This window comes from Enterobacter sp. kpr-6, assembly GCF_900116015.1.
Lineage (GTDB): Bacteria > Pseudomonadota > Gammaproteobacteria > Enterobacterales > Enterobacteriaceae > Enterobacter_D.
In genome coordinates this window covers 309,319-336,033 of the sequence record NZ_FOYH01000004.1, presented here as the reverse complement: position 1 = coordinate 336,033, position 26,715 = coordinate 309,319, and the positions used below count along the sequence as shown (strand labels likewise).

The following is a 26,715-nucleotide window of genomic DNA, read 5'->3' as shown; positions in this document are numbered from 1 at the left end:
AGGGTGAGGGGGAACGCAGATTAATTACTGCCGAACATATCCTTGATCCAGCCCGCGACGCCGTCGCTCTTCTCTTCCTGCTTCGGCGGCTGTTGCTGCTGTTGTTGCGGTTGCTGCTGCGGTGTCTGGTCAAACGGGTTACCCGTTTCCGCAGGCGGCGGTGCCTGCTGGCACAGCGAATCCGGGTTAGTCGTCCAGACAGGCACGGTACGCATTCCGCCGCCGCCACAGATAAAGTAGCCCGACTCATCCACGCTCATATCGACGATATCTTCCGGCGGCGTCAGATCCAGCGGAATAGGCGACTGGTTCGCCAGATAGCGCTGATAAATCGCCATCGCGCCGCTGGCACCGTACAGTTTCGTCGGCTGGTTATTGTCGCGACCCACCCAGGTGATCGTCACTTCACGCCCGTCGATACCGGCAAACCAGGTATCCACGTTATTGTTGGTGGTGCCGGTTTTACCCGCCAGATGCAGGCCCGGATACTTCGCGCCAAGCTGGCGACCGGTACCGCGCTGGATAACCTGCTGCATCGTCCACAGCGTCATATAGGCCGCCTGCGCCGGAACAGCACGTTCCGCCTGCGGGAAGCTCTGATACAGCACTTTACCGTCTTCAGCGATCACCGAACGTAGTGAAGAAAGCGTCGCACGGTTACCGCCGCTGGCGATGGTCTGGAACGCCTGCGCCACTTCTACCGGCGTCAGGTTCAGCGCCCCTAACAGCATGGAAGGCACCGGATGAAGTTGATCTTTCGGCACACCCAGTTTCAGCCAGGTGTCGGTCACGGCGGGCAGGCCGAGCGCCATCCCCAGGTTGACCGTCGGCACGTTCATTGAACGCGTCAGCGCATCCACTAACATCACTTGACCGCTAAAACGTTTATCGTCGTTCTGCGGCGACCAGACCTGGCCGTTCGGCTGACGCAGCGAAATCGGCGCATCGGCAATCCAGGTGTTCAGACGGTACTGATTCGGCTGGCTCAGCGCGGTCAGATAGGTCGCCGGCTTCGCCAGGGAACCAATCGAACGTCGCGCCTGCATCGCGCGGTTGTACCCGGCGAACTGCGGCGTCGCACCGCCGACCATCGCACGGACTTCACCGCTGAAGCGGTCAACCACCACCATCGCGGTTTCCAGATCGGAGAGCTTGCGCTGTTTGATCAGCGCCGGAATACCTTCCACAGCGGCTTTTTCGGCGGCGTCCTGCGCCACGGAATCAAAGGTGGTGAAGATCTTCACGCCGGAGAGATCTTTCACCTGATCGCCGAGCTTCGCCTGCAACTCCTGGCGCACCATCTGCATAAACGCTGGCTGCGGAGAGATAACCCCACCACGCGGCTGCACGCCCAGCGGACGGGCACTCAGCATGTCGTACAACTCCTGATCGATTACCTGCTGCTGTTGCAGCAAACGCAGGACCAGGTTACGACGTTCCAGCGCCAGTTTCGGGTTACGCCACGGGTTGTAAATGGACGCGCCTTTCACCATGCCCACCAGCAACGCCTGCTGGTCGAGGCTCAGTTCTTCCACCGGACGGCCAAAATAGTACAGGCTCGCCAGCGGGAAGCCGCGAATTTCATTGTCACCGCTCTGACCGAGATAGACCTCGTTCATATAGAGTTCAAGGATGCGATCTTTGCTGTAGCGCGCATCCATGATCAGCGCCATGTACGCTTCATTCGCCTTACGCCAGTAAGAGCGCTCGCTCGACAGGAACAGGTTTTTCACCAGCTGCTGAGTGAGGGTACTCGCTCCCTGCACCGTGCGCCCTGCCGTCAGGTTCGCCAGCATCGCACGACCAATCGAGTAGAAGCTGATCCCGTCATGCTCGTAGAAATGGCGGTCTTCGGTTGCCAGCAGCGTATCCACCAGCAGATCCGGGAAGCCATTACGCGGCACAAACAGGCGCTGTTCGCCGTTTGGCGACGACAGCATGGTGATCAGGCGCGGATCGAGACGGAAGAAACCGAACTGGCGGTTGCTCTCCATGTTCTCGATAGTGTCCAGCCGATCGCCATTGAACGTCAGACGCGCGCGCACCTGCCCTTCTTTACTGTCGGGGAAGTCGAACGGACGGCGGATCATCTCAATGCTGTTCGCCTGCACGGTAAATTCGCCAGGCCGCGTCATCGCCGTCACTTTGCGATACTGCGTTGCTTCGAGCAGCTTCACCATCTCGTTTTTGCTGATGGCCATGTCCGGCTCAAGGTTGACCATCCGGCCATACACGGCGGCGGGCAACTGCCAGACTTTGCCATCAATACGGCTGCGGATTTTCTGGTCGAGATAAAGACCGTACATCGCCATCAGCAGGATGCCGACAATCGCGATTTTTACCAGCAGCCAGAACCAGCCACGCTTGCCACGAGGCTTACGCCCTTTGCCTTTTTTGCTTTTCGGCATCGGTTCGTCATCCTCATAATCGTCATAGTCGTCTTCCTGAGGACGACGACGGCTTACTTTCTCTTTTACCGGACGCGCTGGTCGGCCTTTGCGTCCAATAGGTTCGCGGTCATTCCCCGCCATGCTTTCTCTCCGCTACATTCAGGCGCAAAGGCCCGATTCTCAGTTCTTCGGCATCAGGCCGATAGAAGAAATCTCTCAAAATCGTGGGGGTTTCCCCTCACCCCGGCCCTCTCCCAAAGGGAGAGGGAGAAAGGCAGGTTCATGCTCGCTCCATTCTCTCTCCCAAAGGGAGAGGGAGAAAGGCGGGTTCCTACTCGCTCCATTCCCTCTCCCGAGGGAGAGTGAGAAAGGCGAGTCGCTGCTCGATCCATTCCCTCTCCCTTAGGGAGAGGGTTAGGGTGAGGGGTTCAGCCCACGCGTTACGAATACTTCCTGGTGCGCCGGGTCGGCGCGGTATTAGCCGGATCGTCCGGCCAGACGTGTTTGGGGTAACGCCCTTTCATCTCTTTTTGTACTTCACGGTACGCGCCCTGCCAGAAGGCGCTGAGATCGCGGGTGATTTGCAGCGGTCGTCGCGCAGGCGATAACAGCTCCAGCACCAGCGGTACACGTCCGTCGGCAATAACAGGGGTCGTCGCTTCACCGAACATCTCCTGCATTCTCACCGCCAGAACCGGGGCGTTGTCTTCGTGGTAACGGATAGCAATCCGGCTTTCCGTCGGCACAGTGTAATGCTCCGGCAACGCACTATCCAGCCGTTGCCGTAATGACCACGTCAGTAAATTTTGCAGCGCCCGGCTGACGTTGAGCGCTTTTAGCGCCCGCAGCGAGTGGACGCCGTGCATTTCGGGAAGTAACCATAGCTCAAGCGCAGCCAAAAGCGAGGCATCATCAACCGCAGGCCACTCCACTTCCGGCAGCCATTTTGCCGCACAGTGCAGACGCAGCCGTAGCTGCTCTGCTTCCGGCGTCCAGTTCAGCACCTGTAAGCCTTTATCACGAATGCCGTTAAGCATCGCCTGATGCAGTTCTTCTTCTGACGGCTTTGCCAGCGGTTTAACGCTGACCGTCAACTGGCCAATCTGCGTGCGGCGAAACGCTTTCAGCGTGCCCTGCACGTCATCCCATTCCACAGAATCACTCTGGCGCAGCAATGCCGGTTTATGGGCGATGAGCGTGTCAATATCCAGCGCCAGCGCCTGCAAAATCCGCGCATCCGGGGTATTACTGCCCTGAAGCAAGAGCGGCGCGATCAGCCACTCGTGGCGGCCCAGCGCGTCGTCACGGTCGAGCATCACGCCCATGCCGTTCGCCAGTTGGTAGCGCCCTTCCAGCCCGCGCCTGCGGGCAATGCGATCGGCAAAAGCACTAGCGAGTAAGCCGGGGATCAGGGCGCTGTCCGCCTCGCCTGCCCGTGCATTCAGGCGTTTTGCCAGTTGCTGGCTGCGGCGCTGCCAGTGCGGCTGCGTGCGGGAAAACGCCACGCTTAAATCGGTGTTGGCCCCGCGCGGCGGCTCCTCCAGGATCGCCGCCAGCCGGGTCGCGGTGGCGATTTCATCGGCATTTTGCGCCGCGACGAGCATCGCACTCAGACGCGGATCGGCCCCCAGTTGCGCCATTTTCTGCCCGCGCGCGCTCAGACGATCCCCGTCAAGCGCGCCCAACTGAGTTAATAAACTTTTAGCCGCCGCCAGATTCACCGCCGGTGGCGCATCGAGAAACGCCAGCTGTGCGGGATCCTGGCAGCCCCACTGTAAAAGCTCCAGCAGCAGCCCGGACAGATCGCTTTGCAGGATCTCCGGCTCGCTTTGCGCTGCCGCCCGCTCCGCCTGATCTTTTGCCAGCAGATGCACGCAGATCCCCGGTTCCAGTCGCCCGGCGCGGCCCGCGCGCTGGGTCATGGAGGCCTGGCTGATGCGCTGGGTAATAAGCCGCGTCAGCCCGGTGCGCGGATCAAACCGCGCGGTGCGCTCCTGGGCGCAGTCCACCACCAGCCGGATGCCTTCAATGGTGAGACTGGTTTCCGCAATATTGGTCGCCAGCACCACTTTGCGCTTGCCTTCTGGTGCAGGCAGGATCCCCTTTCGCTGCTCGTTAAGCGGCAATGCGCCATACAGCGGGCAGAGCAGCACATCTGTGCCGACGCGCGCCGCCAGATGCTCCTGCACCCGCAGGATTTCGCCCACGCCCGGCAGAAACAGCAGCAGCGATCCGCGCTCGGCGCGCAGCAGTTCCGCCGTCGCCATGGCGACCGCTTCCTCAAAACGCTGATGTGCCGGTAGCGGCTGATAGCGCCGCTCAACCGGGAAGGCGCGTCCTTCAGAGGTAATGACCGGGGCGTCAGGCAACAGGCGCGAGAGGCGGTCATTGTCCAGCGTCGCGGACATAATCAGCAGGATAAGATCGTCCCGCAGCCCGGATTGCACATCAAGCAGCAGCGCCAGGGCCAGATCCGCCTGCAGGCTGCGCTCATGGAATTCATCGAGAATCACAAGGCTGACGCCGGTGAGTTCGGGATCGCGCTGGATCATCCGCGTCAGTATCCCTTCGGTGACTACTTCCAGCCGGGTGTGCGGCCCGACGCAGGTTTCGGCGCGCATCCGGTAGCCCACCGTTTCGCCGGGCTTTTCATTTATTAATTCAGCCAGCCGTTGAGCGACGTTGCGGGCGGCAAGACGGCGCGGCTCCAGCAGTAAAATACGCCCGCTGATCCCGCCCTGCCTGAGAATTTCCAGCGGCAGCCAGGTGGATTTCCCCGCGCCCGTGGGGGCGGTGAGTAACACCTGGGGGGCGCGTTTTAGCGCGGCGAGAAGGTCGGGCAGTACGGCGGCAACCGGCAAAGAGGACACAAAGACTCCAGTGGGCTAACTTTCATTTCATCGACGTGCATTGTAGCATCGCCGGAAATCATTACCGAGTATCGCTTATGTCAGACGCAAAAAGGCTGTTTTTCGCAGTCGACATTCCCGCCGCCATTCAGCAGGAAGTGATCCACTGGCGCGCCGCGCAGTTTGCCCCGGACGCCGGACGCCCGATTGCCGCAGCAAATCTGCACCTGACGCTGGCATTTTTAGGGGACGTCAGCGAGGAAAAACAGCGTGCGCTGTGCGAGCTGGCCGGACGCATCCGTCAGCCGGGGTTTACGCTGACGCTTGACGATGCCGGGCAGTGGCTACGCTCGCGGGTGGTCTGGCTCGGTACGCGTCAGCCGCCGCGCGGACTGCTGCAACTGGCAAACCTGCTGCGCTCGCAGGCCGCCCGCAGCGGCTGTTATCAAAGCCCGCAGCCTTTTCACCCGCATATTACGCTGCTGCGCGACGCCGGGCAGGCGGTGAAGATCCCGCCGCCGGGCTTTCGCTGGTCGTTTACCGTTAACGAATTTGTGCTGTACGAATCGCAGTTTATTCAGGGACGCACGCGCTACACGCCACTGAAGCGCTGGACGCTCGGCGAATAAGGAAGAACAGATGCAGTTTTCTCCACCGCTCCAATCCGCCCTTTTAATTCAACGCTATAAACGCTTTCTCGCTGATGTGGTAACTCCCACCGGTGAAACGCTCACTTTGCATTGTCCAAATACCGGAGCAATGACCGGTTGTGCCACGCCAGGAGACACCGTCTGGTATTCCACATCAGAAAATCCTAAACGCAAATATGCGCACACCTGGGAATTAACGCAAACGCAGCAGGGAGCAATAATTTGTGTAAATACCTTACGTGCAAATATATTAGCGAAAGAAGCAATAATTGAACAACGCCTGCCGGGACTTACCGGTTATAGCTCTTTGAAAAGTGAAGTGAAATATGGCGATGAGCAAAGTCGCATTGATTTTCTGCTCCAGGCAGAAGGATGCCGCAACTGCTATATTGAAGTGAAATCAGTCACGCTCGCTGAAAACGAGCAGGGCTATTTTCCTGATGCGGTCACGCTTCGCGGGCAAAAACATCTGCGGGAGTTAATGAGCGTGGCGGCTTCAGGCGATCGGGCCGTGCTGCTGTTTGCTATTTTGCATTCAGCCATTGAACGTTTTTCTCCGGCACGCCATATTGATGCTAAATACGCACAGCTTTTAAAGGAAGCTCAGCGAAAGGGGGTAGAAATTCTGGCTTACAAAGCGGAACTTTCTGCCGAAAATATGACTCTGAGGATGCCGTTACCTATTGTAATTTAACGGGCCGCGGCTGACTAAAAAGTGTTCTGGTCTACGTGCGCAAATACGCTTTTCCTCACAGGGTTGTCAAGTGTTACGTTTAGATAATTGCTATCCGGAAAAGCATCTGCTATTTATAGCGGCCTGATTTTTCCCCCGAACACGGGGATCGATAGTGCGTGTTAAGGAGAAGCAACATGCAAGAAGGGCAAAACCGTAAAACATCGTCCCTGAGTATTCTCGCCATTGCTGGCGTGGAGCCTTATCAGGAGAAGCCGGGCGAAGAGTATATGAACGAAGCCCAGCTGGCGCACTTCAAGCAGATTCTTGAAGCGTGGCGTAATCAACTTAGGGATGAAGTCGATCGCACCGTCACCCATATGCAGGACGAAGCTGCAAACTTCCCGGATCCGGTCGATCGTGCCGCTCAGGAAGAAGAATTCAGCCTCGAACTGCGTAACCGTGACCGCGAGCGTAAACTGATTAAAAAGATCGAAAAAACACTGAAAAAAGTGGAAGACGAAGATTTCGGTTTCTGTGAGTCATGCGGTGTGGAGATTGGGATTCGTCGCCTTGAAGCGCGTCCGACTGCCGATCTGTGCATTGACTGCAAAACACTGGCAGAAATCCGCGAAAAACAGATGGCGGGTTAACCCTCCAGCGCTTTCGTTCTGTTCCCTCTGGCGGGAGTCTCTCCCGCCTTGTTTTTTTGCCAGCCGCCATGTCTGAATCACATTATATTGGGCGCTTTGCGCCATCACCTTCCGGTGAACTCCATTTTGGATCGCTGATTGCCGCGCTCGGCAGCTATCTTCAGGCTCGCGCCCATGCCGGAACCTGGCTTGTACGTATTGAAGATATCGATCCCCCGCGTGAAGTCCCCGGTGCCGCCAGCACCATTCTGCGTCAACTTGAACATTACGGCCTGCAATGGGACGGCGAGGTGCTATGGCAGTCGCAGCGTCACGACGCGTATCGTGAGGTATTGCATACCTTGCAGCAGCAGGATCTTTGCTACTACTGCACCTGCACCCGTGCACGCATTCAGAGCATCGGCGGTATCTACGATGGACATTGCCGCACGCTGCATCTTGGCCCGGAAAACGCCGCGCTGCGTCTGCGTCAGCACCATCCAGTCACCCGGTTTGATGACCTGCTTAACGGCACTGTCGTTGCCGATGCCGCGACCGCGCAGGAAGATTTTATTATTCATCGTCGTGATGGGTTATTTGCCTATAATCTGGCGGTCGTCGTGGACGATCATTTCCAGGGGGTTAATGAAATCGTGCGCGGTGCCGATTTAATTGAACCGACCGTGCGGCAAATTTCGCTGTATCAGCAGTTGGGCTGGCAGGCTCCGCGTTACATCCACCTGCCGCTGGCGCGCAATGCCGGGGGTGAAAAGCTCTCCAAGCAGAATCACGCGCCGCCGTTGCCGGAAGGCGATGTGCGTCCCATACTTATCAGTGCTTTACAATTTTTAAATCAGGATGTAACAAGTGAATGGCAGGATCTCTCTGTAGACGCCCTGCTCCAGCATGCGGTAAAAAACTGGCACCTTCAGAGCGTGCCGAAAACAGCCAGCAGCAATCCGGCATTCTCAAATGCCCTGCGCTGAGCTATGATTAGCCGCTATTTTTTTGTCCTGAAGACTGACACAACCGAGGTGCACTATTTTTACCCGAGTCGCTAATTTTTGCCGCAAGGTGCTAAGCCGCGAGGAGAGCATGGCCGAAGAAGTCATCGCCCAACCACGTATGACGGTTATCCCGCGTGAGCAGCACACGATTTCCCGCAAAGATATCAGTGAAAATGCCCTCAAGGTTCTCTACCGCCTGAATAAAGCGGGCTATGAAGCATACCTTGTTGGCGGCGGGGTGCGCGATCTTCTGCTGGGCAATAAGCCAAAAGATTTTGACGTCACGACCAACGCCACGCCGGATCAGGTTCGTAAGCTGTTCCGCAACTGCCGTCTGGTAGGCCGTCGTTTCCGCCTTGCACATGTGATGTTCGGTCCTGAAATCATCGAGGTTGCCACTTTCCGTGGTCATCACGACGATCAGCAACCGTCCGATCGCACCACCTCCCAGCGCGGCCAGAACGGTATGCTGCTGCGTGATAACATTTTCGGTTCCATAGAAGAAGACGCTCAGCGCCGCGATTTCACCATCAACAGCCTTTATTACAGCGTGGCTGATTTTACGGTGCGTGATTATGTGGGTGGGATGCGCGATCTGGAAGACGGTGTGATCCGCCTGATCGGTACTCCGGAAACGCGCTACCGCGAAGATCCGGTGCGTATGCTGCGCGCGGTGCGTTTTGCTGCCAAGCTGCGTATGACCATCAGCCCGGAAACCGCCGAGCCGATCCCGCGTCTGGCAACCCTGATTAACGACGTGCCGCCCGCACGCCTGTTTGAAGAGTCGCTCAAACTGTTACAGGCAGGCTACGGGTATGAAACCTATAAGCTGCTGCGCGAATGCAGCCTGTTCCAGCCGCTGTTCCCGACCATCACCCGTTACTTCACCGAAGGTGGCGATACGCCGATGGAGCGCATCATCGACCAGGTGCTAAAAAATACCGATAACCGCATTCACAACGACATGCGCGTTAACCCGGCATTCCTGTTTGCCACTATGCTGTGGTATCCGCAACTGGAAACCGCGCAGCGAATTGCTCAGGAAAGCGGGCTGACCTATCACGATGCGTTTGCGCTGGCCATGAATGATGTGCTGGACGAAGCGTGCCGCACGCTGGCGATCCCTAAACGCATTACGTCGCTGGTACGTGACATCTGGCAGTTGCAGTTGCGTATGTCGCGCCGTCAGGGTAAACGCGCATGGAAGCTGATGGAGCATCCTAAATTCCGCGCTGCGTACGATCTGCTGGCGCTGCGTGCCGAAGCCGAAAACAACCACGAACTGCAACGCCTTGCGCAGTGGTGGGGTGAATTCCAGGTTTCCGCGCCACCGGCTCAGAAAGGGATGCTGGACGTGCTGGATGAAGAACCGGAACGCCGCCGTCATCGTCGCCCGCGTAAACGCGCCCCGCGCCGTGAGAGCAACGCGTAACAGCCTAATCGTCCTGTATTTTTCCTTTGTTATTTCGCCAGGTAATATTAACGTTACCTGGCGCATTTAAATCCCCTGCAAAACAAAATAAAACCTTACATTCTATATTGAGATGTAATCTTTTGAAATAATCGCCTGTCACACACCTTGTTAGAATTATTTATTTTTGCATGAAAAATTTTTAAAAGAGCACAAGAATCATTATAAATATATTATATTTAATAAATAATTCAACAAGCTAAGAAATTCACAAAATAAAAATAAAAAACAATCAATCAATCACTTACAACCAAAATCACTTTTTCCATCGAAAATAAAACATAAGAAAATCCGCATCAAAACTGTTTCAAAACGCATACTATAATCCACATCTATATATAATGATTTGACATTCAGCCCTCCTATTTCACATTTTTTTCCTCGTCACCTATGATGATTACGCTTCATTCGGATGAATGGATTATAAAGTTTTATTCATATTTTCTATTATAAGGATATTCCTGTGAAACATGTCTCTCATGCTGTACTCATTGCCATACTCACAGTGTCCGCAAACTCTGCTTTTGCGGCCAAAGAAAGCGGTAAAATTACGTTTAACGGTCAGGTTACGGAAGCAACCTGTAAAGTATCAGTCATTGATAAGGGTAATAATAACAGCAGCGGCGAAAAAACTTACGACAAAGACGGCACCATTATTTTGCCGACCACGCTTAAGTCAACGCTTACCACTTTAAATACATCTCAACCCGGCGCTGGCCCGGAAAAATTCCAGATTAAAGTGGACTGTACAGGTAATAGTGTCGATGATGAAACGGATGTCACCCTGGCACTTTCCTCCCCCGTTCAGGATACTCAGGGAACGCTGAAAAACACCTATCAGGGTAATGCCGTTGCCGCCGAAAACGTTAGCATCGCTATTCACCGTGCGGATACTGAAACAACGCAGGTTGCTGTCGGCTCAACACTGCTGGCCTCTAAATTCAAAGACGAAATGGCACTCTTTGATATGCAGGCCTCTTATATTCTGGCTCAAGGAACCACAGATCCGAAAGATGCCAAAGCAGGGGTCGTTGATACCATGACGCAGTACACCGTTGAATATCAGTAATTATTATTTTTTAAATTAACCCGTGGATAACAAACTGAAAAAGTTTGTTATCCATTCCAGTCTCTTTAATCACGACATTATTATGTATTTAAAATCACACTTAAAGCTTTTAGGATTTGCCCTGGCGGGCATGTTTATTTGCCAGCAGGCTCAGGCAGAAATCGTTATTGCCACCACGCGCATTATTTATAAAGAAAACAGTAAAAACGTTGATGTCCGAATCGAAAACCGGGGAAGAAGTCCGCTGTTACTTCAGACCTGGATGGATACCGGCGATAAGAATGAGGACCCCAGCAAAATTGTGGTGCCCTTCACCATCACGCCGCCTATTTCGCGTCTCGATCCTAAGCGCGGGCAGACCGTCACCTTTGTCTACACGGGAAGCCAGGCGCTGCCTAAAGATCGCGAAAGCGTCTTCTGGTTTAACGCGCTGGAGGTTCCGCCTAAGCCCTCCGACGCGCAGCGCCAGGACGCCAGCATCCTGCAAATGGCCTTCAGAACGCGCATTAAATTCTTCTGGCGACCGGAAGGCATTGGCGGTGACCTGGCGTCTGCCAGCGCCATTGAAAAAATAAAATGGTCGGCTGTCAGAGAAAGCGGAAAAGCAGGCTTGCAGGCCGCAAATAATAGCCCGTTCCATGTTTCATATTCTTCCGCAACGCTCACCGTGCAGGGAAAAAAATATGATGTGAAGGTGGATATGGTGCGTCCATTTAGCCAGAGCACGTTCTCCGTTGAAGGTTTAAATACGATCCCGTCCGGCTCGCGCCTCGACTATAACGCGATAAATGACTATGGCGGATTAATAAAAGGTAACGTCGTATTATAAAAGGATAATTTCATACCATGCGAGTAAAAAGGATTTCACTCACCGCAGGGTTAAACAAAACATTACTGGCCGTCACGCTTTCATCGATTATTCATTCCTCCGTTTATGCTGCCAGTGATGATGCTGAAAAAATCGTTTTCGATAATGGATTTTTAATGGGCAGCCAGTCCGCGGGCCTGGATCTTAGCCGCTATGCCGAGGGCAACCCGGCCCAGGCAGGCACCTTTCAGGTAAAAGTCTGGGTTAATGACGAACCCATGGGCCAGATGGACATTACCTTTATTGATATTGATGGCAAAAGCGCCCAGCCCTGCCTGACGACGAAAAATATGGCGCAGTTTTATATTCGCCTGCCGGGTAACGCCCTTGATGAAGATTTTATTTTGAAAAAACAATCTGACGCAGAAGAGAACTGTCTGGATCTGGCGGCCATGATCCCGGAGGCCCGCATACATTTTGACAGTGGCGATCGTCAGTTGAAAATCACCGTTCCGCAGGCCTGGCAATTAAAAAAATACCGCAATTATGTCGATCCCACGCTGTGGGAAAACGGCATTAATGCGGCCATGCTTTCTTATAATGCTAACGCCTGGCGCAGCGAATACGACCAGCAAAATAGCACCAGCTATTATGCCAGTCTTGTTATGGGCGCAAATCTGGGCGCGTGGCGTTTGCGCAGCAACGGTTCCTGGTCCGCCACCGACAGCGATGCCGGCAAGTTTGAATTTCAGAACCGCTATTTGCAGCGGGATTTTCCCTCTCTTCGCTCGCAACTGGTGCTGGGTGAAACCTGGACTACGGGTGAAACCTTCGACTCCATCAATATTAAAGGCGCACGTTTTTACAGCGACTCGCGGATGCTGCCCCCTACCCTGAGCAATTACGCGCCGGTTGTGCGCGGCGTCGCGTACAGCAATGCGAAAGTCACTATCAGTCAGGGCGGCTATACCATTTATGAAACGACCGTACCGCCCGGCCCGTTTGCCCTCGACGATTTTGCCCCCTCCGGCTACGGCAACGATATTTACGTGACCATCGAAGAAGCGGACGGCTCGAAAAAATCATTCAGCATTCCCTATAACAGCGTGGCGCAAATGATGCGTCCGGGCGTCGCACGCTGGGATCTGGCAGCCGGGCGGGTCAGTAATGACGATCTGCACGAGGAACCCAACGTCGTGCAGGGCACGGTTTACTACGGCCTGAACAACTATTTCACCGGCTATACGGGGATACAGGCGACCGACAATCATTATCTGGCGGGTATGCTTGGCCTTGGGATCAACACGCCAGTGGGCGCATTTTCTGTGGACGTTACCCACTCGCGCACCGACATCCCCAATGATTCGACCTACAGCGGGCAGAGCTATCGCCTCTCCTGGTCAACGATGATCCCGGAAACCAGCACGTCGATTTCACTTGCGGCCTACCGCTACTCAACGCGCAATTATCTGGGACTGAATGACGCGGTGCGGCTGATCGATAAAGCAAACCACCCGGACACGGACGATGAACAAAACATCAGTAATTACCAGCGCCTGCGCAACCGCTTTAACATCAATATCAGCCAGCCGTTAGGCAGTGACGATAACGCCTGGGGATCGCTTTACGCCAATGCCTCCTGGTCCGATTACTGGGGAGAGGACGGCACCTCGCATGATTACTCGCTCGGCTATAACAACACCTGGAACGAGGTCAGCTACAGCGTCAACATGATGCGCAGCTATGACATGTGGGGCGAAAGCAACGACAGCATCAGCCTGAGCGTCAGCATCCCCTTCAGCATATTCAGTCATAACCAGGAAACCGTGCGATCCGGCTTCCGCTCGGTGGAAGTGACCGCAGGCAGCGATCTCAATGGCACCCACCAGATGATGCTCAGCAGCAGTGGAAACACCGAAAACGGTGAGTGGAGCTACGGCCTGAACACCAGCTACAACGTGGCGAAAGAAGGCGAAGATCTCTCCACCACCGGCGGGTTCCTCTCATGGGAATCACCGGTTGGCACCCTGGCGGGATCGGCAACCGCCTCCAGTAACCATTCGCGCCAGTACTCTCTCAGCACCGACGGTGGCTTTGTGCTGCACAGCGGCGGCCTGACCTTCAGTAACAACAGTTTTAACGATGCGGATACGCTGGCTGTGATTAAAGCGCCGGGGGCGAAAGGCGCGCGTATCAGTTCCGGCAGCAATCAGATTGACCGCTGGGGCTACGGCGTCGCGTCCTCGCTCTCGCCCTACCGCGAAAACAGCGTGTCGATTAACACCTTTTCAATGGAAAACGACATCGAGCTGAAAAACACCAGCGGCATGGTCATCCCCCGCCAGGGCTCCGTCATGCTGCTCAATTTCGAAACCGATGAAGGCCGCTCCGCCGTCATCAACATCGCGCGCAGTGATAACCAGCCGCTGCCTTTCAGCGCCGAAGTGTATGACGAAAAACAGACGCACATCGGCAATGTCGGCCAGGGCGGTCAGGCTTTTGTGCGCGGCATAAAAGAGGCGGGCACGCTAACCATTCGCTGGGGTGATGCGGCAAACGAGCGCTGTGTGGCGAATTATCAGGTTCCCGCAGACCCGCTCAAAGTGAACAAGTCGATCATTCTGAGCCACGTCGTGTGCCAGATGGCGGGAGGCGCGTAAATGAGAGGACTTACCTGCGTGCTGGCGGCCCTCAGCCTGCTGACGGCAACCCCGGCGCTGGCCGGGAAAGAGGAAAAAACCATAGGCGTCGACAGCATCGATATCTATTACACCGCCAACGTCATTATGCCCACCTGCACGGTGGTCATCGAAGGCGCGCAGATCATCGATAACGGTGGCGATAAGTACACGCTGACGCTGGGCAACGCCCAGGGTGAAACCACGCTCAACGCGATAAAAAGCGGGCTGGCAAAAAGCGATTTCAAACTGATCCTGCGTGACGACGCCCGCCAGCAGTGCAGCAGCAATCTCAACGACGTGGGAATTACCCTCACCACCCGCAATACGCTAAACAGCGCGGGCGAACTGGTGCTCAACCGCATCACCGACAGCAGCGGCGCGGCCAATATCGCCGTGGGGTTTTACCTGCGTGATGATGCCAGTAAAACCTGGCTGAAATTTAACACCCAACCCGACGCCTTCCGCTACAGCCTGACGGAAATCAGTAACGGCGTCTGGCTGACGGCGCAACTGGCTGAAACCGCGGCGAATCAGGGTGGGAAAGGCAAATTTGCCGCGCAGGTAGTGTTCAATTTTGATTATCGATAACCGGAGGGAAAGATGAACAGCGTCAAAGGATGGCCCTTCGTTTCGCTACTTTTCGGCCTGGCGTTGCAGGGCTACGCCTGCAACAGCGCGGCGAATACCAGTGCCACCCTGGATATTAACAGCACCATTACCGGCGGCACCTGCCAGGTGAGTGTCAGCAATGGCGGGCTGATCCAGCTTGATACCGCCCCGACCCACGCGCTGGAAAACATCCGGCCAGATGAGTACGCGCCAGGCGGCCACGACTTTTCTCTCACCATTGTGAATTGCGATGTCGATCTGCAACAACCGGGCAATGGCACGCTGGCGATTCGCTTTACGCCCGCCGTCGGCGCATTCGTGGGCGATACGCAGCAGGTGTTGCCGAATGAAACTTCCCCGGCGCAGGGCGGCGCAAAAAATGTCGGGTTTGCGGTTTTCACCGCCAGCGATCCGGCCGCCATGCGCAACGTTGAGCGGGCGAACGGCGGCGGTTCCAGCGTCGCCTACCCGGTGAATAACACCAGTTTGCTGAACAGCACTTATCCCTTTTACGTCCGCTACCAGAAAATTAAGGCGGCAGAAGCTATGTCCGGCGGTCTGGTTTACAGCCAGGCGCTGATCGAGGTGTCCTATGACTAATCCCCTGAAACGAAAATTATCCCCCCTCAGCCGTCATATCACGGCAGCACTCGTCCTAGCGTTATGCGGGCAGAGCGCGCAAGCCGAATATATTCAATTTGGTGATGCAACTGAAGCAGGCGACACGAATGCTGTTTATATAAAATTCCTGCAAATACCCGGCGGTGAACAGGCCAGCAGTTACGCTATTATTCTGCCGCATGGCACAAGTAACCAGCCGCAACTTGTGGAAGCGTTTGATCTCCAGCCCGTGATGCTCAACTCAGGTGCCTATATTTACTGCAAAAATGGCAGTACTACAGTGGCTAACGCCTCGGTCACCAATGTTTCAGATGACCTGTCTGATAGCCAGAAAACCCCCTATACGGGTACATCCGGTGAACCCCTGCTGAAAACAACCATCCCTGGGCTTTTTTTCAGCCTGAGCATGTCAGACCCTTCGACCTCGGTATTTACCAATCCCCGGCAAATTTACTATTTTCCTTTTTCAAAGGGCGCGCCGGTATGGAACGTAAGAGCAGATAATTCTGGTTGTGGCAGGCTTAGCGATGCACGTCTCGGTGATTTTACCTTTAAATCGAGATTACGTTTTTATGTTAATAATGAGTTCAACCCCTATCTCGGCAATAGCCAGCAGCTTACAGGTCTTTTTGAGGCCACCTTGCAGATTACATCGGGGACTCAATATGGTTCAGCAAAGCTCACATTTAGTTTTCAGGGTTTTACAGTTTCTGCGCCGACCTGCCTTTCGTCAGTGGTGACCTCATCGGAGTCTGGCGCACTGACGCCAATGGATGCCACCGGCACCGCGTACAGCATTGCGTTAGGGGACTACTCCCCTTCCGATGTCCGCAATGAAAAGACGAAAAAGGTTCCCTTTACGATCCAGCTATCCGGCTGCACGGCGGTCAATCAACTGGAGGTCGCGGTCGATGGCACCACCAGCCCCGGGACAAATTACTTCGCCAACAAGAGTACCGGAACGGGTGCAGCGCAAAACGTGGCGGTCAGACTCAACGAACTCTCATCGTCTCCTGGCAACGAAGTGCCTTTTTTTCCGGGCCGGAGATTTACCCTGCAAGGTGCACCCGGCGCGCTGGGGCCTTCACTCATCAACCGCTATAACCACAACGTGATTATTGGCACGGGGATGCCGGGCAGTTTTAACATCGATTTTAATTCCCAACTGGTGACGGCTGATGCCAGCAAAGCGGTGGGACCGGGAACATTCACGGCAAAAAGTACTATTCTGTTCAACTATCCTTAGGAGGCGGGAGGGGCTTACAATGCGGCCAGTCTGTTCACCCGTAAGCTGGAGTAAAAATGACCCCGACCCTTTGCTATATCGCCCTCGGCAGCAATCTGGCCTCCCCTCTTGAACAGGTGAATGCTGCCGTCGGCGCGCTGGGCACCATCCCCCAAAGCCGGGTGGTAGCCGTATCGCACTTTTACCGCACGCCGCCGCTTGGCCCGCAGGATCAGCCGGATTACCTTAACGCCGCCGTAGCGCTTGAAACCACCCTCGCCCCGGAAGCGCTGCTGGATCACACCCAGCGCATTGAACTGGCCCAGGGGCGGGTGCGCAAAGACGAACGCTGGGGGCCGCGCACGCTGGATCTCGACATCATGCTGTTTGGTAACGAGGTCATCGCCACCCCGCGCCTTACCGTTCCCCATTACGACATGCATAACCGTGGCTTTATGTTATGGCCGCTGTTTGAAATCGCGCCCGAATTACGCTTCCCTGACGGTACGCCCATCGCCTCTGTGCTGGCGCAGTGCGGCGCGCCAAAACCGGCTTACTGGTCGCTGTGATCCCCGACCAAACTCTGGCTAAAATCATTGTTCGTATCAATGTTGCTGATAGAATGCCGGAAGTTTAAAGGCTTCATCAGGAAACGTTATGAAACCAACCACCCTCTCCTCGCTACTGAAATGTAAACAGGAAAAAAAGCGCTTCGCCACCATCACCGCCTATGATTTCAGCTTCGCCAAACTCTTTGCCGAAGAGGGAATTAACGTCATGCTGGTGGGCGATTCGTTAGGGATGACGGTGCAGGGGCATGACTCCACGCTGCCGGTCACGGTCGCCGATATTGCTTACCACACCCGCGCCGTTCGCCGGGGCGCGCCGAACTGCCTGCTGCTCGCTGATTTGCCTTTTATGGCCTATGCCACCCCGGAGCAGGCGTTTGCCAGTTCCGCAGAGGTGATGCGCGCGGGTGCCAACATGGTCAAACTGGAAGGCGGGCGCTGGCTGTGTGACACCATCCGGGTGCTGACCGAACGCGCCGTTCCGGTGTGCGGGCATCTGGGTTTAACCCCGCAGTCGGTGAATATTTTCGGCGGCTATAAAGTGCAGGGGCGCGGCGATGCGGCGCAAACGCTGTTTGACGATGCGCTGGCCGTTGAAGCGGCGGGCGCGCAGTTACTGGTGCTGGAGTGCGTGCCGGTCGAGCTGGCAAAACGCATTACCGACGCGCTGACGATCCCGGTGATTGGCATTGGTGCCGGTAACGTCACCGACGGGCAGATCCTGGTGATGCACGATGCCTTTGGCATTACTGGCGGGCACATTCCCAAATTTGCTAAAAACTTCCTCACCGGCACGGGCGATATGCGCGCGGCGGTGCGTCAGTATGTGAGTGATGTTGAGTCGGGCGTTTACCCCGGCGAAGAACACAGTTTCCATTAAGGAGTGTCGTTGTGTTGATTATCGAAACCGTGGCGCTGCTGCGCCAGCATATCCGCAGAGCGCATCAGGAAGGTAAACGTATCGCGATGGTGCCAACGATGGGCAACCTTCACGATGGTCATATGAAGCTGGTGGATGAAGCGAAAAACGCCGCCGACATCGTGGTGGCTACCATTTTCGTCAACCCGATGCAGTTCGACCGCGCCGACGATCTGGCGCGCTATCCGCGCACGTTGCAGGAAGATTGCGAGAAGCTGAACAAGCGCAAAGTGGACATTGTGTTTGCTCCCGCGCCGGATCAGATTTACCCGCAGGGCACGGCGTCACAAACCTGGGTGGAAGTGCCGGGGCTCTCCGACATGCTGGAAGGCGCAAGCCGTCCGGGGCATTTCCGTGGTGTCGCCACCGTGGTCAGCAAGCTGTTTAACCTGGTGCAGCCGGATGTCGCCTGCTTCGGCGAGAAAGATTTTCAGCAACTGGCGGTGATCCGCAAAATGGTCGCCGACATGGGCTACGACATTGAGATCATCGGCGTCCCAACGGTGCGCGCCAAAGATGGCCTGGCGCTGAGTTCCCGCAACGGCTATCTCACCGCCGAGCAGCGTAAAATCGCGCCGGGCTTAAGCAAAGTGATGAACACGGTGGCGGAAAAACTGCTGGCGGGCGAGAAAGATTTTGATGAGCTGGTCGCCGTCGCAGAGACTGAGCTGAATAACAGCGGCTTTCGCGCCGATGATATTCAGATCCGTGATGCCGACACCTTGCAGGAAGCGTCCGCCACCAGCACCCGGCTGGTGATTTTAATGGCGGCGTGGCTGGGCCAGGCACGGTTGATCGACAACAGAATTGTGGAATTGACCCACTAATATCACCCTCACCCCGGCCCTCTCCCTGAGGGAGAGGGAGCCAGAATCCCCTCTCCCTCAGGGAGAGGGTTAGGGTGAGGGTAAACATATCAACACAGCACAAAGGTTAACCTTATGATCCGCACTATGCTGCAAGGCAAACTCCACCGCGTCAAAGTGACTCAGGCAGACCTGCACTATGAAGGCTCCTGCGCCATTGACCAGGATTTCCTTGAGGCGGCTGGTATTCTGGAATACGAAGCCATTGATATTTATAACGTCACCAACGGCAAGCGCTTCTCGACCTATGCCATCGTTGGTGAACGCGGTTCGAAAATCATCTCCGTCAACGGTGCCGCCGCGCACTGCGCTGACGTGGGTGATATTCTGATCATCGCCTCTTACGTCACCATGCCCGATGAGCAGGCCCGTAGCTGGCAGCCGAAAGTCGCCTATTTTGACGGCGACAACGACATGAAACGCACCGCGAAAGCCGTGCCGGTTCAGGTCGCCTGATTTACCCCTGCGGCTGGTTCACAATCAGCCGCGACATTGTTTCCAGCGAATCCGTTCTTAAGATATAGAGTCGTTTTAATAAGAACGGATTATCCCCCGGCTTCACCTTCCCTTTTACCGTCGTCACCGCCAGATGAAATCCGGCGTCTTCAGCGGCTTTCACCGCCTTGTCGTCATAGCCGCCAAACGGGTACGAGAGATAAAGTACATGCGGATTAAACTGCGCCAGCGCGCGCCGGGAGTGCATAAAGTCGAACAGCACCACGTGATAGCTGCGACTCAGCAACAGCGGGTGCCGGTGCGCATCCACCCGGTGCAAAAAGTGCGTATGTGACTGAAAATCAAAAACGTCGCGGATCTGGTTCATCTCGGAAATGCTCATAAACTGCAGCGATTTCGGGTCCCATTTTTGCGGGTGGATCTTAATGCGTGACGAGATGGTGAACGAGGTCGCCTTAAAGCCGTACTGCTTCAGAATGGGGTACGCATAGCGGCTCACTGATTTCAGGCCGTCATCAAACGTGATGACCACCGCGCGGGCGGGCAGGTTCATGCGGTTGCGGACATAGCCTTCAAGCTGGTACATCGAAAGCGTCGTATACCCCTGATCGCGCAGCCAGGTCATCTGGTTGCTGAAGGCGCGCACGGATGTCGTGGTCGAGGTATGGCGAAAACGGGTGTTCTCTTCGTCATGCAAAATATGGTGGTAAGTAAGCACCGGAATGCCGTTATCTTCCTGCGCATCCAGGCTGCTGATGTACGCCAGCCGGTTGCCGATGCGGATCTGAAACCAGGTCTGGTTCAGTTTGTCTTTGAGTTTCGCGATGATCGGGTAACGCAGGTTGTCGGCCAGGACACCAAAGGGCGCGCTGCCCGCCGAAGGCGCGTTGTAGATCGGCGTATCCTTCCACGTCACCAGGTTTTGATTGCTGAGGGGCTTATTGAGATCGCCGAGCCCATCTTCCACCCGCTGCTTACCCTGCACCGGTCCCAGATGGCCTTTGTCGATAAAACCGGTGCCAAAGCCAAACCGGAACTCGCTGTATGCCGCCGCAGTCGGTGCCACGGCGATGATCTGCCCGGCCTGCAAATGCCCGACGGTAATGACGTTATCGCCCACCTGCGCCCAGATAGCGGCATCTTCGGTGGTTTGCATATAGCGGTCAGGCGCGTTCTGCGGACCGAGCAGACTGGCGAATACGCTGCCGCTTTGCAGCAGGCAAAAAATGAAGAGAACACGAATGAGCATGGGCTGACAGAGGTGAGGAAACCAGACGGCATTGTATACCAATGGTGATTTGATGTCCCCTCACCACTACCCTCACCCCGGCCCTCTCCCTTAGGGAGAGGGGGGAAGGTCAAAACCAGCACGGTCTGTCCCCTCTCCCTCAGGGAGAGGGTTAGGGTGAGGGTGTAAGATCAGCTACGCAGCCCGCGTCCACGCTGGATCAAATACCAGCACAGCGCATAAAACACCACGATGAACACCGCCAGCACGCCAACGGTCGTAAACAGCGGGACATCGCTGATGCCGAGGAAGCCAAAACGGAAGCCGCTGATCATATACACGATCGGGTTTAAGTGTGACAGCGCCTGCCAGAACGGTGGCAGCAGAGTGAGCGAATAAAACACCCCGCCGAGATAGGTCAGCGGCGTCAGCACAAAGGTCGGGATCAGGCTGATATCGTCAAACGTTTTGGCGAACACGGCGTTAAGCAGTCCGGCGAGCGAAAACAGTATTGCCGTTAACAGCAGCGTCAGGCCGACGAAAAGCCATGAGTGCACCTGGAACGGCACGAAGAACAGCGAAATCGCCGTCACCAGCACGCCCACGCACAGTCCACGCGCCACGCCGCCGCCGACGTAACCGATAATGATCACATGCGTCGGCACCGGGGCCACCAGCAACTCTTCAATATTGCGCTGAAACTTGGCGCTGAAAAACGACGACGCCACGTTAGCGTAAGCATTGGTGATCACCGCCATCATGATGAGGCCAGGGACGATAAACTGCATATAGGTAAAGCCGTGCATTTCACCGATGCGGGAACCGATCAGGTTACCGAAAATGATGAAATAGAGCGTCATGGTGATGACCGGCGGCACCAGCGTCTGGATCCAGATACGCATAAATCGTTGAATTTCTTTATGCCAGATGCTTTTCAGCGCAACCCAGTAAAGCTGCATCATGCATGCTCTCCTTTTTTCTCGTGAACCAGCGTGACAAACAGCTCTTCCAGGCGGTTCGCTTTGTTACGCATACTTAATACCTGAATGCCCTGGGCGCTCAGTTGACTAAAGACGCTGTTAATCCCCTGCTCGCGCAGCACTTCCACTTCCAGCGTCGAGGTATCCACCAGCCGGTACTGGTAACCTTCAAGTTTCGGCAGCGGGCTTTTTGGCGCAAGATCGAGGATAAAGGTTTCTGATTTCAGCTTGGAAAGCAGGCTTTTCATTGAGGTGTTTTCGACAAGCGTACCGTGCTGAATAATGCCGATGTTACGGCACAGCATTTCCGCTTCTTCCAGATAGTGGGTAGTCAGAATGATGGTGGTGCCGCGCGCGTTGAGATCCTTCAAAAAGCCCCACATGGAGCGGCGCAGTTCGATATCCACCCCCGCCGTAGGCTCATCAAGAATTAACAGTTTTGGCTCGTGCATCAGGGCGCGGGCGATCATCAGACGGCGCTTCATGCCGCCGGAGAGCATCCGCGCACGTTCGTTGCGTTTTTCCCACAGATCGAGCTGTTTTAAATACTTTTCACTGCGCGCCACGGCTTCTGCCCGCTCAACGCCGTAGTAACCTGCCTGGTTAACCACGATCTGCTGCACGGTTTCAAAGGGGTTAAAGTTGAACTCCTGCGGCACCAGGCCAAGCTGACGTTTGGCGTTAACCACATCTTTTTCGAGGTCGTAGCCGAACACGCTCACCCGCCCGGAAGATTTATTTACCAGCGAACTGACAATCCCGATGGTGGTGGACTTGCCCGCCCCGTTGGGGCCAAGGAGTGCGTAGAAGTCACCCGCTTCTACTTGTAAATCAATGCCGCGCAGCGCCTGCACGCCGCCCGGATACGTTTTTGTAAGCTGCGAAAGCTCCAGTGCAATGGTCATGAATTCTTTCTTACCTTATTTCTTACAATCGTTGTGTGGTTTAAAAAAAAACGGAGTTGCCCTATATTAGCCCAACGCATTTAATTGGTAACAGGTCGTTAACCTCCATGAAAGACATAGATACACTCATCAGCAACAATGCACTATGGTCAAAAATGCTGGTAGAAGAAGATCCGGGATTTTTTGAAACACTGGCACAGGCCCAAAAGCCGCGCTTTCTGTGGATTGGATGTTCCGACAGCCGCGTCCCGGCTGAACGTCTGACCGGTCTTGAGCCAGGCGAGCTTTTCGTCCACCGTAACGTTGCTAACCTGGTGATCCACACTGACCTGAACTGTCTTTCCGTCGTGCAATACGCGGTGGACGTGCTGGAAGTGGAGCATATCATCATTTGCGGTCACTATGGCTGCGGCGGTGTGCAGGCGGCGGTTGAGAACCCGGAACTGGGGCTTATCAACAACTGGCTGCTGCACATTCGTGATATCTGGTTTAAACATAGCTCACTGCTGGGCGAAATGCCGCAGGAACGCCGTCTCGACACCCTGTGCGAGCTGAACGTCATGGAGCAGGTTTATAACCTGGGTCACTCAACGATTATGCAATCTGCGTGGAAGCGCGGGCAGAAAGTGACGATTCACGGCTGGGCCTATGGCATTCACGATGGCCTGCTGCGCGATCTGGACGTGACGGCCACCAACCGCGAAACGCTGGAGCAGCGTTACCGTCAGGGCATTTGCAATATGCGCCAGAAGCATATCAACCACAAATAAATCATTATGCCTTCTCCCTCTCCCTGAGGGAGAGGGTCGGGGTGAGGGGGCGCTTTTCTCCCTCTCCCTGTGTGTGAGGGTATCCCCCACACACTACTCTTCCAGCATCACCACTTTGCCGACATACGGCAGATGACGATAGCGCTGGGCATAATCAATTCCGTAGCCAACGACAAATTCATCCGGGATCGAAAACCCAACAAACTCCACCGGCACGTCCACTTCACGGCGGGACGGTTTATCCAGCAGGGTGCAAATCGCCAGGGATTTAGGTTCGCGCAGACGCAGAATTTCACGCACTTTCGACAGGGTATTGCCGGAGTCGATAATGTCTTCAACGATCAACACATCTTTGCCACGAATATCTTCGTCGAGATCTTTGAGGATTTTCACATCGCGGGTGGTGGACATGCCGCTGCCGTAGCTGGAGGCGGTCATAAAATCGACTTCGTGGGAAACCTGCACTTCGCGGCACAGGTCGGCCATGAACATGAATGACCCACGCAGTAACCCTACCAGCACCATTTCGCTGCCGCTGTCCTGGTAACGCTCAGTAATTTGACGGCCCAGTTCGGCAATACGTGCCTTGATCTCCGCTTCCGGGATCATCACTTCAACAGTATGTTTCATTTCGCTAACCGTATGATTTAAAAAGCAATCACTCAATGCGGATGATTCATCGCCCGGCATCAATTCATAAGCGCGCCAGTATAACAGCAAAAGCCACTATTCGGGGACGGAGTTAATAAAAGCCAGAAATGTGATGACGGTCACACTTGTTAAATCCTATAATTAATTGCTACTAAAATATTAACAAATTGAGATGAGTGTCTTTTATGGCAGAAAATAAATCGCAACCGTCACGCTGGCTCGTGACGCTAACAGCCCTGTTCGCTGCACTATGCGGGCTGTACCTGCTCATCGGCGGTGTCTGGCTGGTCGCTGTTGGCGGCTCCTGGTACTACCCCGTCGCCGGGCTGGTCATGCTGGGCGTGACCGGGTTGCTGTGGCGTCGCAAACGCGCCGCGCTATGGCTGTACGCCGCCCTGCTGCTGTGCACCATGATCTGGGGCGTGTGGGAAGTCGGCTTCGACTTCTGGGCGCTAACCCCGCGCAGCGACATCCTGGTCTTCTTCGGCGTCTGGCTGATCCTGCCGTTCGTCTGGCGTCGCCTGATTGTGCCGTCCAGTGGCGCGGTGGCGGCTCTGGTTGTCGCGCTACTGATCAGCGGCGGCATCCTGACCTGGGCTGGCTTTAACGATCCGCAGGAAGTGAATGGCACCCTGAGCGCTGACGCTACGCCTGCCGCACCGATCTCTGAGGTGGCTGACGCCGACTGGCCCGCTTACGGTCGTAACCAGGAAGGCCAGCGCTACTCCCCGCTGAAGCAGATTAACGCCGATAACGTGCATAATCTGAAAGAAGCCTGGGTGTTCCGCACCGGCGATCTGAAACAGCCGAACGATCCGGGTGAACTGACCAACGAAGTGACGCCGATTAAAGTGGGCGACACGCTGTATCTCTGTACCGCGCACCAGCGTCTGTTCGCACTGGATGCCGCAACCGGTAAAGAGAAATGGCACGTTGATCCGCAGCTCAACACCAACACCTCTTTCCAGCACGTGACCTGCCGTGGCGTCTCTTACCACGAAGCGCGCGCGGATAACGCCAGTCCGGATGTGGTCGCGGATTGCCCGCGTCGTATTATTCTGCCGGTCAACGATGGTCGTCTGTTTGCCATTAACGCCGACAACGGCAAGCTGTGCGAATCCTTTGCCAACAAAGGCATTCTGAACCTGCAAACCAACATGCCGGATACCACGCCGGGTCTGTATGAACCGACGTCGCCGCCAATCATCACCGATAAAGTGATCGTGATTGCCGGTTCTGTGACCGACAACTTCTCCACCCGCGAAACCTCCGGTGTGATCCGTGGCTTTGACGTTAACACCGGCAAACTGCTGTGGGCCTTCGATCCGGGCGCGAAAGATCCAAACGCCATCCCGTCTGACGAGCACAAATTCACCTTTAACTCGCCGAACTCCTGGGCTCCTGCGGCCTACGACGCGAAGCTGGATCTGGTGTATCTGCCGATGGGCGTGACCACGCCGGATATCTGGGGCGGCAACCGCACGCCGGAGCAGGAGCGTTATGCCAGTTCCGTACTGGCGCTGAACGCGACGACCGGTAAGCTCGCCTGGAGCTACCAGACCGTGCACCACGATCTGTGGGACATGGATATGCCATCCCAGCCGACGCTGGCGGACATTACCGTTAACGGTAAAACCGTGCCGGTGATTTACGCGCCGGCGAAAACCGGTAACATTTTCGTGCTCGATCGTCGTAACGGCGAGCTGGTGGTGCCTGCTCCGGAAAAACCGGTGCCGCAGGGTGCAGCCAAAGGCGATTACGTTACCAAAACCCAGCCGTTCTCTGATTTGAGCTTCCGTCCGAAGAAAGATCTCAGTGGCGCGGATATGTGGGGCGCGACGATGTTCGACCAGCTGGTCTGCCGCGTCATGTTCCATCAGTTGCGTTACGAAGGGATTTTCACTCCGCCGTCTGAGCAGGGTACGCTGGTGTTCCCGGGTAACCTGGGGATGTTCGAGTGGGGCGGGATTTCCGTCGATCCGAACCGTCAGGTTGCTATCGCTAACCCAATGGCGCTGCCGTTTGTTTCAAAACTGATGCCGCGTGGTCCGGGCAATCCGATGGAACAGCCGAAAGATGCACAAGGCAGCGGTACCGAAGCCGGTATTCAGCCGCAGTACGGCGTGCCGTATGGCGTGACGCTGAACCCGTTCCTGTCACCGTTTGGTCTGCCGTGTAAACAGCCAGCCTGGGGTTATATTTCTGCCCTCGATCTGAAAACCAACGACGTGGTGTGGAAAAAACGTATCGGTACGCCGCAGGACAGCATGCCGTTCCCGATGCCGATCCCGGTGCCGTTCAACATGGGTATGCCGATGCTTGGCGGGCCGATCTCTACCGCCGGTAACGTGCTGTTTATTGGCGCGACCGCAGACAACTACCTGCGCGCGTACAATATGAGCAACGGTGAAAAACTGTGGCAGGGCCGTCTGCCAGCGGGCGGTCAGGCAACGCCGATGACCTATGAAGTGAATGGCAAGCAGTATGTTATCATTTCCGCCGGGGGTCACGGTTCGTTTGGTACGAAGATGGGCGACTATATTGTGGCCTATGCACTGCCGGATGAGGCGAAGTAAGCGTTAGCTGATTTTCCCCTCACCCTAACCCTCTCCCCATGGGAGAGGGGACTTTTCCCCCTCACCTTCGGGCACGGGCTCGCCCTTCCCCCTCTCCCTCAGGGAGAGGG

At 55.6% G+C, this 26,715-nt stretch carries 23 protein-coding genes; 17 read left to right on the top strand and 6 right to left on the bottom strand.

Annotated features, from left to right (window positions below):
* Positions 1-20: 20 nt before the first annotated feature.
* Together mrcB and hrpB are read right to left on the bottom strand one after the other, a co-directional pair.
* A complete protein-coding gene (mrcB, locus tag BM373_RS13155; protein WP_090462102.1) occupies positions 21-2,531 on the bottom strand; it encodes a bifunctional glycosyl transferase/transpeptidase in 2,511 nt (836 codons plus the stop codon).
* Positions 2,532-2,830: 299 nt separating this feature from the next.
* Positions 2,831-5,260, bottom strand: coding sequence for an ATP-dependent helicase HrpB (gene hrpB / locus BM373_RS13150; protein WP_090462100.1), 2,430 nt, complete (start codon positions 5,258-5,260; stop codon positions 2,831-2,833).
* A 77-nt stretch (positions 5,261-5,337) separates the two neighbouring features.
* Between hrpB and thpR the strand changes: the two genes are divergently transcribed.
* From thpR to panD, 15 genes are all read left to right on the top strand, one after another.
* The gene (gene thpR, locus BM373_RS13145) at positions 5,338-5,868 is read left to right on the top strand and encodes an RNA 2',3'-cyclic phosphodiesterase (protein ID WP_090462098.1); all 531 of its coding nucleotides are present in this window, start codon (positions 5,338-5,340) and stop codon (positions 5,866-5,868) included.
* Between the two features lie 10 nt (positions 5,869-5,878).
* Positions 5,879-6,583 carry a DNA/RNA nuclease SfsA gene (gene sfsA, locus BM373_RS13140; protein ID WP_090462096.1) on the top strand — a complete coding sequence of 235 codons (705 nt, stop codon included), beginning with the start codon at positions 5,879-5,881 and terminating at the stop codon, positions 6,581-6,583.
* A 176-nt stretch (positions 6,584-6,759) separates the two neighbouring features.
* The gene (gene dksA, locus BM373_RS13135; protein WP_090462094.1) at positions 6,760-7,215 is read left to right on the top strand and encodes an RNA polymerase-binding protein DksA; all 456 of its coding nucleotides are present in this window, start codon (positions 6,760-6,762) and stop codon (positions 7,213-7,215) included.
* A 68-nt stretch (positions 7,216-7,283) separates the two neighbouring features.
* Complete coding sequence (gene gluQRS / locus BM373_RS13130) at positions 7,284-8,180, top strand: tRNA glutamyl-Q(34) synthetase GluQRS (RefSeq protein WP_090462093.1); 897 nt, start codon at positions 7,284-7,286, stop codon at positions 8,178-8,180.
* A gap of 55 nt (positions 8,181-8,235) precedes the next feature.
* Positions 8,236-9,633, top strand: coding sequence for a polynucleotide adenylyltransferase PcnB (gene pcnB / locus BM373_RS13125; RefSeq protein ID WP_143102661.1), 1,398 nt, complete (start codon positions 8,236-8,238; stop codon positions 9,631-9,633).
* A 502-nt stretch (positions 9,634-10,135) separates the two neighbouring features.
* Positions 10,136-10,741: a fimbrial protein gene (locus BM373_RS13120; protein WP_090462089.1), complete on the top strand. Its 606-nt coding sequence runs from the start codon at positions 10,136-10,138 to the stop codon at positions 10,739-10,741.
* An 82-nt stretch (positions 10,742-10,823) separates the two neighbouring features.
* Positions 10,824-11,570, top strand: coding sequence for a fimbrial chaperone (locus tag BM373_RS13115; protein WP_090462202.1), 747 nt, complete (start codon positions 10,824-10,826; stop codon positions 11,568-11,570).
* A gap of 17 nt (positions 11,571-11,587) precedes the next feature.
* The gene (locus BM373_RS13110; RefSeq protein ID WP_090462087.1) at positions 11,588-14,209 is read left to right on the top strand and encodes an outer membrane usher protein; all 2,622 of its coding nucleotides are present in this window, start codon (positions 11,588-11,590) and stop codon (positions 14,207-14,209) included.
* Entirely contained in the window at positions 14,210-14,818 is a 609-nt protein-coding gene (locus tag BM373_RS13105) for a fimbrial protein (protein ID WP_090462086.1), read from the top strand.
* Positions 14,819-14,830: 12 nt separating this feature from the next.
* Entirely contained in the window at positions 14,831-15,439 is a 609-nt protein-coding gene (locus BM373_RS13100) for a fimbrial-like protein (RefSeq protein ID WP_090462084.1), read from the top strand.
* Positions 15,432-16,706 carry a fimbrial protein gene (locus BM373_RS13095; RefSeq protein WP_090462082.1) on the top strand — a complete coding sequence of 425 codons (1,275 nt, stop codon included), beginning with the start codon at positions 15,432-15,434 and terminating at the stop codon, positions 16,704-16,706. Before BM373_RS13100 ends, BM373_RS13095 begins: the two co-directional genes overlap by 8 nt.
* A gap of 56 nt (positions 16,707-16,762) precedes the next feature.
* Complete coding sequence (folK, locus tag BM373_RS13090; protein ID WP_090462080.1) at positions 16,763-17,254, top strand: 2-amino-4-hydroxy-6-hydroxymethyldihydropteridine diphosphokinase; 492 nt, start codon at positions 16,763-16,765, stop codon at positions 17,252-17,254.
* A gap of 88 nt (positions 17,255-17,342) precedes the next feature.
* Positions 17,343-18,134: a 3-methyl-2-oxobutanoate hydroxymethyltransferase gene (gene panB / locus BM373_RS13085; protein WP_090462078.1), complete on the top strand. Its 792-nt coding sequence runs from the start codon at positions 17,343-17,345 to the stop codon at positions 18,132-18,134.
* An 11-nt stretch (positions 18,135-18,145) separates the two neighbouring features.
* The gene (gene panC / locus BM373_RS13080; RefSeq protein ID WP_090462077.1) at positions 18,146-19,000 is read left to right on the top strand and encodes a pantoate--beta-alanine ligase; all 855 of its coding nucleotides are present in this window, start codon (positions 18,146-18,148) and stop codon (positions 18,998-19,000) included.
* A gap of 114 nt (positions 19,001-19,114) precedes the next feature.
* Positions 19,115-19,495 carry an aspartate 1-decarboxylase gene (gene panD, locus BM373_RS13075; RefSeq protein WP_090462075.1) on the top strand — a complete coding sequence of 127 codons (381 nt, stop codon included), beginning with the start codon at positions 19,115-19,117 and terminating at the stop codon, positions 19,493-19,495.
* 1 nt (position 19,496) lies between these two features.
* Here the strand turns inward: panD and BM373_RS13070 are convergent, their stop codons facing one another.
* The 3 genes from BM373_RS13070 to BM373_RS13060 form a co-directional block, all read right to left on the bottom strand.
* Positions 19,497-20,744, bottom strand: a complete 1,248-nt coding sequence (locus BM373_RS13070; protein ID WP_090462073.1) for a polysaccharide deacetylase family protein — start codon at positions 20,742-20,744, stop codon at positions 19,497-19,499.
* Positions 20,745-20,914: 170 nt separating this feature from the next.
* Positions 20,915-21,685 (bottom strand): ABC transporter permease, encoded by a 771-nt coding sequence (locus BM373_RS13065; RefSeq protein ID WP_090462071.1) that lies wholly within the window; start codon positions 21,683-21,685, stop codon positions 20,915-20,917.
* Positions 21,682-22,608, bottom strand: a complete 927-nt coding sequence (locus BM373_RS13060; protein WP_090462069.1) for an ABC transporter ATP-binding protein — start codon at positions 22,606-22,608, stop codon at positions 21,682-21,684. The genes BM373_RS13065 and BM373_RS13060 overlap by 4 nt, the downstream gene beginning before the upstream one ends.
* A 107-nt stretch (positions 22,609-22,715) precedes the next feature.
* On the opposite strand from BM373_RS13060, the gene can reads away from it, so the two are divergent.
* Positions 22,716-23,378, top strand: a complete 663-nt coding sequence (gene can / locus BM373_RS13055) for a carbonate dehydratase (RefSeq protein WP_090462067.1) — start codon at positions 22,716-22,718, stop codon at positions 23,376-23,378.
* 93 nt (positions 23,379-23,471) lie between these two features.
* Here the strand turns inward: can and hpt are convergent, their stop codons facing one another.
* Complete coding sequence (gene hpt / locus BM373_RS13050; RefSeq protein ID WP_177220152.1) at positions 23,472-24,008, bottom strand: hypoxanthine phosphoribosyltransferase; 537 nt, start codon at positions 24,006-24,008, stop codon at positions 23,472-23,474.
* Positions 24,009-24,214: 206 nt separating this feature from the next.
* Between hpt and BM373_RS13045 the strand changes: the two genes are divergently transcribed.
* Positions 24,215-26,605, top strand: coding sequence for a glucose/quinate/shikimate family membrane-bound PQQ-dependent dehydrogenase (locus tag BM373_RS13045; protein WP_090462062.1), 2,391 nt, complete (start codon positions 24,215-24,217; stop codon positions 26,603-26,605).
* Positions 26,606-26,715: the final 110 nt, after the last annotated feature.